This window comes from Bradyrhizobium sp. 190 (assembly GCF_023073415.1).
In the GTDB taxonomy this organism is placed as follows: domain Bacteria; phylum Pseudomonadota; class Alphaproteobacteria; order Rhizobiales; family Xanthobacteraceae; genus Bradyrhizobium.
In genome coordinates, this window is the sequence record NZ_JADPJL010000012.1 from 604607 (window position 1) to 619044 (window position 14438).

The 14438-nt window shown below is 61.7% G+C and carries 12 protein-coding genes and 1 pseudogene; 7 read left to right on the forward strand and 6 right to left on the reverse strand.

The features are described from left to right. Positions 1-131: 131 nt before the first annotated feature. The 3 genes from IVB22_RS11955 to IVB22_RS11965 form a co-directional block, all read right to left on the reverse strand. A complete protein-coding gene (locus IVB22_RS11955) occupies positions 132-719 on the reverse strand; it encodes a polysaccharide biosynthesis/export family protein (RefSeq protein WP_247517512.1) in 588 nt (195 codons plus the stop codon). Between the two features lie 126 nt (positions 720-845). Beyond that, a complete protein-coding gene (locus tag IVB22_RS11960) occupies positions 846-1580 on the reverse strand; it encodes a metallophosphoesterase family protein (protein ID WP_308200382.1) in 735 nt (244 codons plus the stop codon). Between the two features lie 68 nt (positions 1581-1648). Beyond that, the gene (locus IVB22_RS11965) at positions 1649-1903 is read right to left on the reverse strand and encodes a hypothetical protein (RefSeq protein ID WP_247517514.1); all 255 of its coding nucleotides are present in this window, start codon (positions 1901-1903) and stop codon (positions 1649-1651) included. A 434-nt stretch (positions 1904-2337) separates the two neighbouring features. On the opposite strand from IVB22_RS11965, the gene IVB22_RS11970 reads away from it, so the two are divergent. The 5 genes from IVB22_RS11970 (at position 2338) to IVB22_RS11990 (ending at position 7895) form a co-directional block, all read left to right on the forward strand. Continuing rightward, positions 2338-3102: a sugar transferase gene (locus IVB22_RS11970; protein ID WP_247517515.1), complete on the forward strand. Its 765-nt coding sequence runs from the start codon at positions 2338-2340 to the stop codon at positions 3100-3102. A gap of 35 nt (positions 3103-3137) precedes the next feature. Continuing rightward, a complete protein-coding gene (locus IVB22_RS11975) occupies positions 3138-4571 on the forward strand; it encodes a mannose-1-phosphate guanylyltransferase/mannose-6-phosphate isomerase (RefSeq protein ID WP_247517870.1) in 1434 nt (477 codons plus the stop codon). Between the two features lie 78 nt (positions 4572-4649). Continuing rightward, positions 4650-5438, forward strand: coding sequence for an FkbM family methyltransferase (locus IVB22_RS11980; protein ID WP_247517516.1), 789 nt, complete (start codon positions 4650-4652; stop codon positions 5436-5438). Positions 5439-5509: 71 nt separating this feature from the next. Next, entirely contained in the window at positions 5510-6829 is a 1320-nt protein-coding gene (locus tag IVB22_RS11985; RefSeq protein ID WP_247517517.1) for a UDP-glucose/GDP-mannose dehydrogenase family protein, read from the forward strand. 49 nt (positions 6830-6878) lie between these two features. Beyond that, a complete protein-coding gene (locus IVB22_RS11990) occupies positions 6879-7895 on the forward strand; it encodes an NAD-dependent epimerase (protein ID WP_247517518.1) in 1017 nt (338 codons plus the stop codon). A gap of 22 nt (positions 7896-7917) precedes the next feature. On the opposite strand, the gene IVB22_RS11995 is transcribed toward IVB22_RS11990, so the two are convergent. Both IVB22_RS11995 and IVB22_RS12000 read right to left on the reverse strand, forming a co-directional pair. Next, positions 7918-8583 carry a GntR family transcriptional regulator gene (locus IVB22_RS11995; RefSeq protein ID WP_247517519.1) on the reverse strand — a complete coding sequence of 222 codons (666 nt, stop codon included), beginning with the start codon at positions 8581-8583 and terminating at the stop codon, positions 7918-7920. A gap of 48 nt (positions 8584-8631) precedes the next feature. Then, the gene (locus IVB22_RS12000) at positions 8632-10041 is read right to left on the reverse strand and encodes an FAD-binding oxidoreductase (protein ID WP_247517520.1); all 1410 of its coding nucleotides are present in this window, start codon (positions 10039-10041) and stop codon (positions 8632-8634) included. Between the two features lie 167 nt (positions 10042-10208). On the opposite strand from IVB22_RS12000, the pseudogene IVB22_RS41215 reads away from it, so the two are divergent. Beyond that, positions 10209-11086: pseudogene (locus IVB22_RS41215) on the forward strand (dihydrodipicolinate synthase family protein). 15 nt (positions 11087-11101) lie between these two features. Here IVB22_RS41215 and IVB22_RS12010 read toward each other — a convergent pair. Beyond that, on the reverse strand, positions 11102-12037 hold the full coding sequence (locus tag IVB22_RS12010) for a helix-turn-helix domain-containing protein (RefSeq protein ID WP_247517521.1): 936 nt from the start codon (positions 12035-12037) through the stop codon (positions 11102-11104). Positions 12038-12195: 158 nt separating this feature from the next. On the opposite strand from IVB22_RS12010, the gene IVB22_RS12015 reads away from it, so the two are divergent. Continuing rightward, entirely contained in the window at positions 12196-14172 is a 1977-nt protein-coding gene (locus IVB22_RS12015) for a primary-amine oxidase (protein WP_247517522.1), read from the forward strand. Positions 14173-14438 lie beyond the last annotated feature (266 nt).

Below are 14438 nucleotides of genomic sequence, written 5' to 3' on the forward strand. Positions count from 1 at the left end.
CGCCTTGCCGGAAAAAGTTTTCCTCGCGTCGCAAAATATTTCGCATCGCAAAACGATTGATGTGACGACAACGCAACACACGCCGTCATCCGCTCGCGCGCGGCATGCACCTCATCTGCGGTTCCGCGGCGCTAGAAGTAGCGCTCCGGAATCCGAATGTTGTCTCCGGGAAAAACGGGAACAGGAGCATTGAGAGGCAGGATCTCTTCTGCACCGGCGCCTGCCCGGCGCAGATAGACCTTGTTCTCGTTGGCGCGATACGTGAATCCGCCGGCGCTTGCGACCGCGTCCAGGACCGTCAACCCATTGCGGTACGGGTATTCGCCGCTCTTCTTGACTTCGCCGAGGATGTAATACGGACGATACTGCGCGATCTCGACGTTCACGCGCGGATCGCGCACGATTCCCTTTGCTAGCGCGGACGCGATCGATTTTTCGAGCTGCCGCGTCGTAGTGCCGGCAGCCTTTATATGGCCCGCGAGTGGAATCGATACCTGACCGCCGTTGTCGATTTCATACTCGCCGGTGATGTCGGCCTCGCCGTAGACCTTCAGCCTGATTCGGTCGTTCGGGCCAAGGATGTAACTTTCCGCAGACGATGCGGATGGAGGCGTTTGTGCTGAAGCTTGAAACGAAAGACCGGCACTGATGCCGGCGATCGCAAGGACGAAAAGAAGAAAGTGAAGCGTCAGGCCGGCGCTGGTCGACCGTTGCTGCATGGCTGCATCTCCATGAATGCACGTACAGCCGCCGATCATAGCGAAGAAAAAACGGCGAAAGAATGTGATGCGCGAGTTCCATCTGCTCAAGATGCGCGCACGCAGTCACAAGTCGTTGCATGCGTGTCACAAGAAGAGAACCGTCGATCCTTCAATCGCAATGCAGGTGAGGGCTCCCGTTCGCCACGCACAAGTGTCGATGTTGATTCGGTTGTGACGAATATCCGGATGCGGCACCGGCGTATGACCATGCACGATGAATCTTTCGTGATCGCGCGTGGAGTCGAGGAACTCGTTCCGAATCCAGATCAGATCGTTAACATCCTGTTGCGCGATCGGGATGTCGGGGCGAATGCCGGCGTGCACGAACAAGAAATCGCCGCAACTGAACTGATTGCGCAAGCACTGCAGGAACAATTCGTGTGCACGTGGAAACGTGTCGAGAAAGCGGCGGTGCAGATCGAGAGCCGTCTCATTGTCGGCGTGCAGCTCAATGCCATAGGATGCAAGCGTCTGCATGCCGCCCAATGGCAGCCAGTACTGAAGAATTGCAGGATCCTGAAAGAACCCTTCCATCACAGCTTCGTGGTTGCCACGCAGACACACCGCGCGATTGGCGACGAGCCGGACTGTGAGCAAATCGATCACCTTCCTGGAGTGCGGTCCGCGATCGATGTAGTCGCCAAGATAGACTTCGACCGCATGTGCGATCGGTCGGCGCCGGATGTCGTCGTCGATGCGCGCAGTGATCTCACTCAGCAGGTCGGCCCGGCCGTGGATGTCACCGACCGCATAGATGCGTGTATCGGCTGGCGCTGAAGCGTTAACGGAGCGCGAAGGTGCCGCGGACATTTGTTGCATGGTGCGCGATGTCGATCATGGAACCATGTGGCGGTCAATCCATCACGCAACACGCCGACGTGAAGTGTCTAGAAAAAGAGCAGATCGATCAGGATAACGATCGCCACCCACGCCACCACGTTTCCAATGATGATTCGGTTCCTGAGCCTGCGGTCTGGCAGCAATCTGCTGTGTTGCACCAGCGCGCGGCTGTGCAGACGTTCGGCCATCATGAGCGCCTCCCCGGAATTGTTCCGTGAAGTGGACGGCTCGCGAATCGCTGCCGTCTCTGTTTTCGTTCCGAAGCCAAGCGACAACAGCATCAGCTCGAGCGCGTTAACCACTGTCCGTCATCAAGTCGTGGCGTATCGCTTGGCGTTCGATGAGCAATCTCGTTCGAAACAACGCTGTGACGGCCATTTGTTGCCCGTGCAGCGACGCTGAGTGTCTCAGTTGAACGCTGAGAATCGAACAATGGATTTTGTTCCGCGGTTTTCGAATATGCATAGCAGCGTCGAGTCACACGCAGCCCGTTAACCGGGCAAATCGAAACTAAGCGCCTCCGAACAAACCAGAATATCGCGTCGCACAATCGCGTGCGCGATTCAGTTCCGGCGTTACGCGAGACCTATTTCACTTTCGCGCCAAATTTCGCTCAAGATTTTGGAAATCTTTGCGACCGAGAAAGTGCTGACATTCGCTGCTGCGAAATCGTCACGCGCGTGCCGGGCAATTCGACGTGCTCGGTGACAGTCCGGTTCCAGCAGAGAGGAGAGTCATGGCCTCGATCGTGACAGCCAACTTCGATCGGAACAACGTCACGCCGATTCGGAGAGAGCGGACCCAGATATCGGTCCGTCCTGTCGAGTTTGCCGGCGGCGGTACGCATCGTGCGTATCGAGGCCGCCGGCGTTCGCGTCGTGTTGCGCGGACTGAGCCGTCGTCGTCGATCGCAAAGCGCATCTTCGACATCACCGCAGCAAGCGCCGCGTTGCTGTTTTTTGCTCCTCTGCTGATCGGAATTGCAATCGCGATAAAGGCGACATCGCCGGGCCCGGTGCTGTTCTTTCAATACCGCTATGGCTATCGAAACCGCCGCTTCAAGATCTACAAGTTCCGCACCATGCGTAACGATGCCGGCGATGTGCGCGGCGTAAGGCAGACGGTGCAGGGCGACGCCCGCGTGACGCCGGTGGGGCGAATTCTGCGAAAGACCAGCCTCGACGAAATTCCGCAACTTTTCAACGTGATCAAGGGCGACATGTCGCTGGTCGGGCCGAGGCCGCACGTTCCTGGAATGCTGGCGGCGGATCTGCCCTACGAGGACCTCGTGCCATACTATTTTCAGCGCCATACGGCGCGGCCGGGCATCACCGGGCTCGCGCAGGTCAGCGGCTGCAGGGGAAGCACCGCCGAGTCCGAGCCGGCGATTTCGCGGATCGATTACGATCTCGATTACATCGAGAGGTGGTCGCTGCGCATGGACGTCATGATCATCATCCGCACGATCCGCAAGGAATTCCTGTCGGGAAGCGGATTCTGACCAACGTCAATACATCGAAGGACCATGCCATGGCGATGATCGAGCCGCACGGCCGTATCGTACCCGTTCTCCTGTCGGGCGGGGCCGGCTCGCGGCTGTGGCCGCTGTCGCGCGAAACCTACCCCAAGCAGCTGCTCTCGCTGCTGGGTGAAAGCACCCTGCTGCAGCAGACGGCGCTACGGGTCGACGATCGCACGCTGTTTACCGAGCCGATGGTGATCGCCAACGCCGAGCACCGCTTCGCGATCGGCGAGCAGTTGCGAGCCGTCGGCGTCGATCGCCCGACCATCGTGCTCGAACCGTTTGGAAGAAATACCGCGCCTGCGGTTGCGGTTGCAGCGCTGCTCGCCAGCGAGAACGATCCCGACGCCGTGATACTGGCGATGCCGGTGGATCACTGGGTGCACGATCACGCCGCGTTTCGCGTCGCCATATCGATGGGCGTCACCGCGGCGCGATACGGTCGATTCGTCCTGTTCGGCGTTCGGCCTTCATCGGCGGCGACCGGGTTCGGCTATATCCGGATGGGCGACGAATTGGAGGCCGCGTCGCCCATTCGCAGCGTTGCCAGCTTCGTCGAGAAGCCGGATCTGGTGACGGTGGAGCGCCTGCTGGCGTGCGACCAGCATGTCTGGAACAGCGGGATATTTCTGCTGCCGGCGCGCCAGTTCATCGACGAACTGGCGCAACGGGCGCCGGAGGTTCTGGCCGCGTGCCGCAAGGCATTGACCGGCGCAACCCGCGATCTGGATTTCCTTCGCTTGGAGGAACGCGCGTTCGAAGGATGTCCGTCGATCTCGATGGACTACGCCATCATGGAGAAGACCGACAATGCCGTGGTCGTTCCCGCCACGTTCGACTGGAGCGATGTCGGAAGCTGGTCGGCCTTGTGGTCGATGGCGGAAAAGGATCCGTCAGGCAATGTGGTGATTGGCGATGCGGTAATGGAAGACACCTCGGGCTGCTATGTCCGCGGTGACGGGCAACTGGTCGCGGCGCTCGGGGTCGAGGATCTCGTCATCGCGACGTCGCCCGATGTGGTGCTGGTCACCAGCCGCAAGCGCGACCAGGATGTCGGAAAGCTGGTCGAGCGTCTGAAGGCAAGCGGGCATCGGTCGGCGACCCAAACCCACAGCGTCCATCGCCCCTGGGGCTACTATCAGTCGATCCATGCCGGCGAGCGGTTTCAGGTCAAGCGGATTACCGTCAATCCCGGCGCCAAGCTGTCTTTGCAGAAACATTATCACCGCGCCGAACATTGGGTGGTGGTGAACGGCACGGCGATCGTCACGCGCGACGACGAAGAAATCCTGCTGCGCGAAAACGAGTCGATCTTCGTACCCTTGGGATGCATGCATCGCCTGGAGAATCCCGGGAAGGTCCCGCTCAATCTGATCGAGGTCCAGTCGGGCTCCTATCTCGGGGAAGACGATATCGTTCGCGTGCAGGATATCTATGACCGCGTCTGAGGCGCGGCCGGGTGGGAGGCAGCATCCGCATCGAGGGCGACGCAGCGACACTTGCGTGCGACACGAAGGGAGGCGGCAATGAGTGCAAAGCAACAGGTCAAGGAATTAGTGAAGGATGCGTTTCCCTCGATATGGCTGCAATGGCATTTCATGAAGCGCCCCAAATCGGCGGAGCGGGAACTGTCCTATCTCGAGAAGGTGATACCCGATGACGCGGTGACGGTCGACGTCGGCGCCAATTGCGGCCTGTACACGCGGCGGCTGGCGCGCCTTTCCAGGCAGGTTCATGCCTTCGAGCCCTCGCAGCAGATGGCAAGGCTGCTGCGCCGAACCTCGGCGCGGAATGTGAGCATCCACGAGATAGCGCTGTCGGATCATGACGGCGATGCCGAGCTGTTCATCCCGCAGGGCGATGACGGCCTGGTCTATGGACTTGCCTCGCTGGAGGCGCGAAACGATTCATCGGCCAAGATAGTCTCGGCCCATGTGCCGATCGCTCGGCTCGACGCTGTCATCGACCAGGACGTGGCGTTCGTGAAAATCGACGTCGAAGGCCACGAGTTGAATGTCCTGAACGGTGCGGTCGAGCTTCTGGAGCGTTGCCAGCCGGTGTTTCTGGTGGAGGCGGAAGACCGCCATCGCGCTGAAGCGACACGCCTGGTGTTCGAGTTCTTCCGGGATAAATCCTATCGGGGCTTCTTCCTGAAAGACAACGAGGTGATCGGCGTGGAGCAGTTCGATTCCCGCAGGCTCCAGGATGCCGGCGCGCTGCGGCCGGATGGTGGCCGCAAGGACGGACGGTTCTACGTCAACAACTTCTTTTTCTTTCCGCGTCATCTCGACGGTGAATCGATATTGAGCAGCTAGCTCATCGTCTCACCGCCATCTTTTTGTCGGCGCGGCCAACGCCGCGCGCGGCTTTTCAGACAGGAATCGTAATGCATATAGCGATGATTGGCGCCGGCTATGTCGGGCTGGTGTCAGGGGCGTGTTTTTCCGATTTCGGGCATCAGGTCGTCTGTATCGATAGCAACGCGGAGAAGGTTGCAAGCCTCAACAACGGAGAGATGCCGATTCACGAGCCTGGATTGGCCGAACTGGTGGCGCGAAATGTCGGCCAAGGCCGTCTGTCATTTGCGAGCGATCTGAAATCGGCAGTAAGCGAAGCGGAAGTGGTGTTCATCGCGGTCGGCACGCCGTCGCGCCGCGGTGACGGCCATGCCGATCTGTCCTATGTCTATGCGGCGGCGCGCGAGATCGCTACCGTGCTTCCGGAGCGGGCGGTGGTGGTCACCAAGTCGACAGTTCCGGTCGGCACCGGCGACGAGGTAGAGCGCATCATCCGCGAAGAGAATCCGAGCGCCACGGCTGCCGTCGTCTCGAATCCCGAGTTCCTGCGCGAAGGCGCCGCGATCCGCGACTTCAAGCATCCGGATCGGATCGTGATCGGAACGGATGACGCGCGCGCCCGCGGCGTGATGGCCGAGGTGTACCGGCCGCTTCACCTCAATGCATCGCCGATCCTCTATACCGACCGCCGCACCGCGGAGCTGACGAAATACGCCGCCAACTCCTTCCTTGCCACCAAGATCGCCTTCATCAACGAGATCGCGGACCTAGCCGAAAAGGTCGGCGCCAATGTGCAGCAAGTCGCGCGCGGGATCGGCCTCGACAACCGGATCGGCCAGAAATTCCTGCACGCAGGGCCGGGCTTTGGCGGCTCCTGCTTTCCGAAGGATGCGATGGCGCTGATCAAGACCGGTCAGGACCATGAATCGCCGGTGCGAATCGTGGAAACGGTGGTTGCCGTCAACGACCAGCGCAAGCGGGCGATGGCGCGCAAAGTCGCGAATGCGTTCGGCGGCAATATCCGCGGAAAATGGATTGCGGTGCTCGGCGTAACCTTCAAGCCCGATACCGACGATATGCGCGACGCGCCGTCCATTCCGCTGATCACTGCGCTGCAGGACATGGGCGCCGAGGTTCGCGTTTTCGATCCCGTCGGCATGGAGCAGGCGAAGAAGGTGTTCGAGAACGTCACCTTCTGCGAGAACGCCTACCGTTGCGCCAAAGGATGCCACGCGCTCGTCATCGTCACCGAATGGGAGCAGTTTCGCGCGCTCGATCTGAAGGAATTGTCCGGCATCATGGCCTGCCCGGTCATCGTCGATCTGCGCAACATCTACTCTCCGGAGGAGGTGGAGCGGAACGGCTTTCTGTACTGCGGCGTTGGTCGACCGAAATCGGTGGCGTACTGACACACATGCGCCGCCGTGACATCGGCAGGTTAAGGATGCACGGATGATAATGTCGGATCAGCCAATTCTGGTAACGGGGGCCGCAGGCTTCATCGGATTCCACGTGGTGCAGCGCTTGCTGCAGTCCGGCCATCGCGTCGTCGGGATCGATAATCTCAATACATATTATGATCCGCGGCTGAAGGCGGCCCGGCTCGATATCCTGCGCAACGACCCGCGCTTTCAGTTCGAAGAATTGGACGTGGCGGATCGCGTGGCGATGCCGGCGCTGTTCGCGCGCTATCGGTTTCCGGTCGTCATCCATCTGGCCGCGCAGGCGGGCGTGCGATATTCGCTCAGAGATCCGCATGCCTATGTCGACGCCAATCTGGTCGGCTTCACCAATATTCTGGAGGGATGTCGGCACAATGGCTGCCGTCATCTGTTGTTCGCGTCCTCGTCGTCCGTTTACGGGGCCAACCGGAAGCTGCCGTTCTCGGTGCATGACAACGTGGACCATCCGATCAGCCTCTATGCCGCGAGCAAGAAGGCCAACGAGTTGATGGCCCATTCGTACAGCCATCTCTACGGGATACCCTGCACCGGCTTGCGGTTCTTCACGGTGTACGGCCCGTGGTATCGGCCCGACATGGCGCTGTTCGTGTTCGCGGACGCGATCGTCCGCGGCGATCCGGTCAAGTTGTTCAACGGCGGCCGGATGCTTCGCGATTTCACCTATGTTGACGATGTGACCGAAGCGCTGGTCCGCCTGATCGATCGTGCGCCGCAAGGCGGGCAGCCCGCGCTGGGCGGAGCTCCAGACCCGGGATCGAGCACCGCCCCCTGGCGGATCTACAATGTCGGCAACAACAAGCCGCAGGAATTGCTGCTTGTGCTCGATATCCTCGAGCAGGAGCTGGGGCGCAAGGCGAACAAGGAAATGCTGCCGATGCAGCCGGGAGACGTGCCGACAACCTATGCCGATGTCGATGACCTCGTGCGTGACGTAGGCTTCCGCCCGGCAACCCCGATCGAGGACGGCATCCACAAGTTCGCGAGCTGGTATCGCGGCTACTGTGAGGCTTAGCCGGGAAGGCGGCGGGTGCGGATCACGCCACTTCCAGCGCACGCGCATAGGCGTGGCCGGAATTGGTGATGTGCAGGGTCATCAGTTTCGTAAAGCCTTCGAACTTCCCGCGCTCGAAAAGATCAAGCAACTCGCGGTGCTGATCGAATGACGCCGGCGTCCGGACGTCGATCGGCGAACTCAAATTGGTGCGCAGCGCGGCGATCCGCCCAGCGATGAGCTGATAGGACTGCATCAAATAATGATTGCCGCAATGGACAAACAGGGCGTCGTGGAACGCGGTGTCCGCCGCACCATAGGCGAGCGTGTCCTTTGCCGCCACCGCCTGCTTCATGTCCGCGACCGCCACCGTCAGCACTTTCAGCGTGCCGTCGCGGTCATGGCCATAAGCGAGTTCGGCTGCGTTGGGCTCGATCAGGATACGGAAGTTGCAGAGTTCGACAATGTCGGCGGCGCTGGGTGTGAAGACGAAGCTGCCGACCTGGGGCTTCACCACGACCAGCCCCTGCGCCTGCAGCAAGCTCATGGCCTCGCGAACCGGCGTGCGGCTGACGCCGAAGGACTGCGCCAGCATTTCCTCGGCAATGACGGCACCGAGTTTCAGTTCGCCTTCGATAATCGCCTGGCGCAGCCGGAGCATCACCTTCTGTGACAGCGATTTGGGCGTATCGAGCTTGAACGACTTCATTGCGTAATCGCTCTCATTCCCTCATTGCACGCTGGCAGCGCCGGCAGATCAGATCACCTTACCTGGATTCAGCAGGCCGTCGGGATCGAGCGCGGCCTTCAGGGTGCGCATCAGCGCGATCTCGGCTTCACTGCGGGCATGCCCGAGCCACTTCTTCTTTAGCGTTCCGATGCCGTGCTCGGCCGAGACGCTGCCGCCCATCTCGCGGACCAGGCCGTAGACGATCCGGTCCATTTCTTCTTTCGGCTGTTGATCGACGGAGAGCCCCGGCACCCACGAAACCAGGTGCAGATTGCCGTCGCCGATATGCCCGTAATAGACGCTGTCGCAACCGGGAATCCCGGATGCCAGCGCAGCCTTGCATCGCCGGACGAACTCGTCCATGCCGGCGACGGCGAGGCCTAAATCGTAGGGAATGTGCGGACCGAGCACCTTGCTGAATTCCGAGCAGATGTCGCGCACCGCCCAGAAGGCCCGGGTCTGCGCGAGCGATTGTGACACCGCCGCGTCGCTCAGCATCCCGCGTTCCATGAGATCCGCTAGCCAGGCTTCGAACCGCGGCGGGTCGGTTGCCTCGTCGGTGCCCTGCGCCTCGACCAGCACATAGAGGCCATGACCGGTGCCGACCGGCGAGCGGACGCCCGCTCGCGTCGTGATCACATCCCAGTAGTCGGGCCACATCACTTCGAAAGCGGATAGCAGCGGACCGAGCCCGCTGCGCGCTTCGTTCAGGAGCGCAAGCACCGCCGCATAATCCGGAACGGCGCAGAGTGCGGCCATCGTCGAGCGCGGCTTTGGAAACAGCTTGAGCACCACGCGGGTGATGATGCCGAGCGTGCCCTCCGACCCGATGAAGAGATGCTTCAGATCGTAACCGGCGTTGTTCTTGATGAGCTTGTTGAGGCTGGTCATGATGGTGCCGTCGGGCAATACCACTTCGAGACCGAGCACGAGTTCGCGCGTCATGCCGTATCGAATGACGCGATTGCCGCCGGCATTGGTGGAAAGATTGCCGCCGATCGCGCAAGATCCTCGCGAACCCAAATCGAGCGGAAAAAACATGCCGCGTTCGTCGGCCGCCTTCTGAATGGTCTCGAGCGACGTCCCTGCGCGCACCGTCATGGTGGCGCTCGCCGGATCGATTTCCTCGATGCCAACCATACGCTCCAGCGATATCGCAACCCAGGCGGCCTCCGGCGCAGCGCCGCGGCACAGACCAGTCAGTCCACCCTGTGGCACGTAACACAGTCCGGCCTTTCGGCAGGCGAGAACCGCGTCAGATACGCCGGCGGCATCGACCGGCCGCACGACGGCGAGCGGGGTCTGCGGCAGGCTTGCGCTCCAGTCGTTGCCATTGCGTGCCGGGACCTCGTTGCCGAGCAGAACGGCCTGGGCGCCGAGCTTTCGCTGCAACTGGCTGAGCGCTTCCCGGCTTTCGTCGCGTTTCATGGCGTGCATGGCGTGCCCGTTCTCCCGGGGTCAGTTGTGTAGCGCGGCGGAGCCGGAAAGCGGCATTTCGGCCGCGCAAATCCCTTGATGCCATCTTGTATGTAAGATACAACATAAGTCAACAGAGTGGCGGACGCGGGGCCGGGGAACCGATGGCGACCACGAGGGAGCAACTGATGGCCGATCCGATCCGCGGGTTTTGGGTAGCAACGCCGACACCGCTGTCGGCGGACGGCTCGGTGGATCATGTCCGGCTTACGCACCATGTGCTCCAGCTGTTTGCCAAGAGCGTCGACGGCGTGGTGCTGTTTGGGACTACCGGCGAGGGGACTTCGTTCAGTGCGTCCGAGCGGCTTGCAACCGTCGAAGCCCTCCTGAAAGCAGGCATTGCCGAGTCGCGCATAGGCTTGGGCAGCGGTTTTCCGGCCGTGACCGCAGCATCGCGCTGACCCGTTCGGCGCTGGCGCTGGGGCTGCGACACGTGTTGCTGTTGCCGCCCTGTTTCTATCGGGACGTGACGGCAGAAGGAATTGAGGACGCATTCGCCGCAATTTTGGATGGCGTCGCCGACGATCGGCTGCGGGCCACGCTCTACCATATCCCGCAGACCTCAGGCGTTGGCGTGCCTGCACCGGTGGCGGCCCGTCTGCGCGCGCGCTATGGCGCGGTTGTCGCCGGCCTCAAGGATAGCAGCGCTGACTTCAAACAGTTTCGGGCGTTCCGTGCCGCTGCGCCGGATCTGGCGATCACCGTAGGCAACGAAGTAGATATCGCCCGTGCGGTGGCCCAAGGCGGCGTCGGCACGATCTGCGGCCTTGGCAATATCGTCCCCCATCTGATCCGGGCCATGCTCGACATCGGCGCCGAACCGCAGATGCGCGCGGTCCAGTCTGTTTTCGCCGATGAACCATTTACGCCGGCGCTGAAGGCCGTCCTTGCCGCACGAACCGGCCATGCCGGCTGGCTGCGGGTGCGTGCGCCGCTGCGTGCAGCATCCAACGGTGCCGCGCTCGCGGCAAAGCTGGATTCGCTGTTGCGGCCTGTCGCCGCCTGATCCAGAGGCAAGGCGCTACGCCCCGCGCGCGCGGAAGTCCCGTGGCGTGGCGCCAAATCGGTTCTTGAATGTGCGGGTCGCGTGAGCGGCATCGGCGAAGCCGCATTGATGCGCAAGTCTCGCGATCGGAACGGTTGCCAGCGAAGGCTGCCGCAACAGGTCTTTGAACAATTCGACGCGCAGATGCAGGACATGGCGTTCGAACGTGGTCGCGCGGTCGGCGAAGATGCGATGAAAGGTCCGTTCGGAGACGCCGAATTCGGCGGCAAGCGCCGGCGCAGGTCGGGCACTGGTGATATCTGCCCTTAGATGGATGTCGATCAGACCAAACAGGCCGGGACGGGTGAGTTGATGGTCACCGCCGACTGCAAGGCGCAGCAGGGCCGATAGATAGGCCGCAATATCAGGCTCGTCCTGTTTTGCCGGCGCGGATGAACTGGAGATTACGTCGCGGACCAGGGCGGCAATCGAGCGGGCCACCGTTCCGGACAAGGGGATGGGTTTTGCACAAAGCCGCTCCGCCTCGGGAACGGATTGCAACAGGGACGCAGCGGGCACGGTTGCGATCAGCACTTCGGCGCGTTGTTCGGGGCCGAACAGCCGGTCCTCGAACGGACGCCGCGCGTCATAGAGCACGCCGTATCCCGGACCGATCGTGCCTTCGTTGCCGGCTTGCGCCATTGCGCTTCGCCCACGGCGCTGGAAATCGAACATGAATTCGTCGGAGCCGGCCCGGCTCACGAGCCTGGCGTCACGGGTGTAGCATTGCGGGCTGCTGTCGAAGCGGACAAGCTTGGCGTTGCCGATCTCGACGAACTCGAAGTGGCCACTGACGATCGCAGAGCCGAGCGGCCTGGTCTCGACATTGGCGAATGACCGGCAGATGGCCTCGGTCCAATAGGCGGTCCGCTCGGTCGGGCGGATCGGGTCGGTGGAGACGCTGATGGGCATCGTGCGAACAAGATCCGGTTTGTGGTCCTCCAGCGTCGCCCAGGATTGGTGGCTCTGGCAAGGGCTGAACCGGCCGGATGTGGCAGGTTCATTCAAGACGCGGCGCCTCGGGCCGCCGTAGGCTGTGGCCAGAAACCCCCTAAGGAATTCGGTCCGATATGGTACGTACAAAGCCATCCGCCGGCGTAGATACCGGTCATCCGCTCGACCCGCTCAGCGAGACCGAAGTCGCGCTGGCGTCCGAAATACTGAGGGCAGAAAAGAGGCTCGGCCCGCATGCGCGATTTACGCATGTGCAACTGGAAGAGCCGGCCAAATCCGACGTGCTCGAATGGAAGCCGGCTGCCGCACTTCCACGGCGGGCAGCCGTCACCCTGTTCGACAGCAAGACCGGTGCAACGCATGTCGCAACGGTAGATCTCGATTCGAGGCGCGTGACGGAATGGCTGGAGTATTCGACCAAGGCCCATCCTTACGGCCAGCCGCCGATCACGATCGAGGAAGTCTTCAAGGTCGGCGACATCGTCAAGGCCGACGCGGACTGGCGGCGTGCGATGAAGCGGCGCGGCCTTGATGACAAGGAAATCGAACTGGTCCAGGTCGACCCGTTTTCAGCCGGCTATTTCGACCGCGAGGTGGAGAAGGGCCGCAGGCTGGTCAGTGCCGTGTCCTACTGGCGCAAGGATCTCAAGGACAATGGCTACGCGCACCCGATCGAAGGCGTGGTGGCGCTCGTTGACCTGATCGAGGACAGGATCGTCCACCTCGTTGACGAGCCCGAAATCATTCCGATCCCGAAGCAATCGCGCAACTACGACCGCGCCTCGATCCCGCAAACGCGCAAGGACGTGAAGCCGCTGGATGTCGTGCAGAAGGACGGCCCGAGCTTTACGGTCGAGGGATGGAAGGTCGGTTGGCAGAACTGGTCATTCCGCGTCGGGTGGACGGCGCGCGAGGGCCTGGTCCTGCACCAGATCTCCTTTCGCGATGGTGCGCGCGAGCGGCCGATCATCTACCGGGCCAGTGTCACCGACATGATCGTTCCCTACGCCGATCCGACCGCCAACCATTTCTGGAAATGCGCGTTTGACGCCGGGGAGTATGGACTGGGCAAGCTCGCCAACGCGCTCGAACTCGGCTGCGACTGCCTCGGCCATATCCACTATTTCGACGTGCCGGTCGCCGACGATTACGGCAAGCCGGCCATCATGAAGAATGCGATCTGCCTGCACGAGGAGGATTACGGGATCCTCTGGAAGCATTACGAATTCCGCAACGAGACCTTCGAGGTGCGGCGGTCACGCCGCCTCGTCATCTCCTTCTTCACGACGGTTGGAAATTACGACTACGGCTTCTTCTGGTACTTCTACCAGGACGGCACCATTCAGCTCGAAGTCAAGCTGACCGGCATCATCCAGACGGCGGCGATCGCGCCGGGCAAGCCGTATCCGTGGGGCGGCATGGTCGCTGAAGACCTCGGCGGTCCGACCCACCAGCACTTCTTCAATGCCCGCCTGCACATGATGCTGGACGGCGAGGGCAATACCGTCACCGAGCACGAGTTTCGGGCGCGGCCGTGGGGGACAGACAATCCCTACGGCAACGTGTTCGACACCACGACGCGTGTGCTGTCGCGTGAGCGCGACGCGGTCCGCGAGGCCGACGGGCGGACGGGACGCTACTGGAAGATCACCAATCCCAATCGAAAGAACAGCGTCGGCGGCCCGACGGCCTACAAGCTACTGGCGCACAGCGCGCCGGTGATGCTCGCGCAGCAGGGCTGCTACATGACCGAGCGTGGCGGCTTTGCGACCAAGCACATCTGGGTGACGCGCTATGCGCCCGACGAGCGATATGCGAGCGGCGAGTTTCCGAACCAGCATGCCGGCGGCGACGGCCTGCCGAAATACGTTGCGAAAAACCGACCAATCGAAAACCAGGATATCGTCGTCTGGCACAGTTTCGGCGCGACGCATGTCTGCCGTCCCGAAGACTTTCCGGTGATGCCGGTCGAATATGTCGGCTTCGCGCTGAAGCCGAACGGATTCTTTGCCGAGAATCCGGCGATGGACCTGCCGCCCGACCGAAACAGTGCGAGCCGTGACAACCGCGACGACAATTCATGCTGCGGCTGACGGCGTGCGGCCGTTCTTTTTCCGGGACCGAACAAGGAGACTGGCCATGAACCGCAGAAAACTCCTCAAGGCAGCCGGTGCTGCTGTCGCCTCTACCGCCGTTGCCGCGCCCGCCATCGCGCAATGACCGACATGCTGGATGCGTCGTTCAAGGCGACGAACGAGCTCTTCTGAGGTCTCAGCAAAGAACGCAAAATTCAAGGCGCTGTATGAATCGACCATCGCGTTCCGGAACGAGCAGTACCAATGGCATCAGGTCTGCGAGG

Coding starts and splice junctions, on each gene's coding strand:
- IVB22_RS11955 (WP_247517512.1), bottom strand. CDS start 719: ATGCAGCAACGGTCGACCAGCGCCGGCCTGACGCTTCACTTTCTTCTT.
- IVB22_RS11960 (WP_308200382.1), bottom strand. CDS start 1,580: ATGCAACAAATGTCCGCGGCACCTTCGCGCTCCGTTAACGCTTCAGCG.
- IVB22_RS11970 (WP_247517515.1), top strand. CDS start 2,338: ATGGCCTCGATCGTGACAGCCAACTTCGATCGGAACAACGTCACGCCG.
- IVB22_RS11975 (WP_247517870.1), top strand. CDS start 3,138: ATGATCGAGCCGCACGGCCGTATCGTACCCGTTCTCCTGTCGGGCGGG.
- IVB22_RS11980 (WP_247517516.1), top strand. CDS start 4,650: ATGAGTGCAAAGCAACAGGTCAAGGAATTAGTGAAGGATGCGTTTCCC.
- IVB22_RS11985 (WP_247517517.1), top strand. CDS start 5,510: ATGCATATAGCGATGATTGGCGCCGGCTATGTCGGGCTGGTGTCAGGG.
- IVB22_RS11990 (WP_247517518.1), top strand. CDS start 6,879: ATGTCGGATCAGCCAATTCTGGTAACGGGGGCCGCAGGCTTCATCGGA.
- IVB22_RS11995 (WP_247517519.1), bottom strand. CDS start 8,583: ATGAAGTCGTTCAAGCTCGATACGCCCAAATCGCTGTCACAGAAGGTG.
- IVB22_RS12000 (WP_247517520.1), bottom strand. CDS start 10,041: ATGCACGCCATGAAACGCGACGAAAGCCGGGAAGCGCTCAGCCAGTTG.
- IVB22_RS12010 (WP_247517521.1), bottom strand. CDS start 12,037: ATGCCCATCAGCGTCTCCACCGACCCGATCCGCCCGACCGAGCGGACC.
- IVB22_RS12015 (WP_247517522.1), top strand. CDS start 12,196: ATGGTACGTACAAAGCCATCCGCCGGCGTAGATACCGGTCATCCGCTC.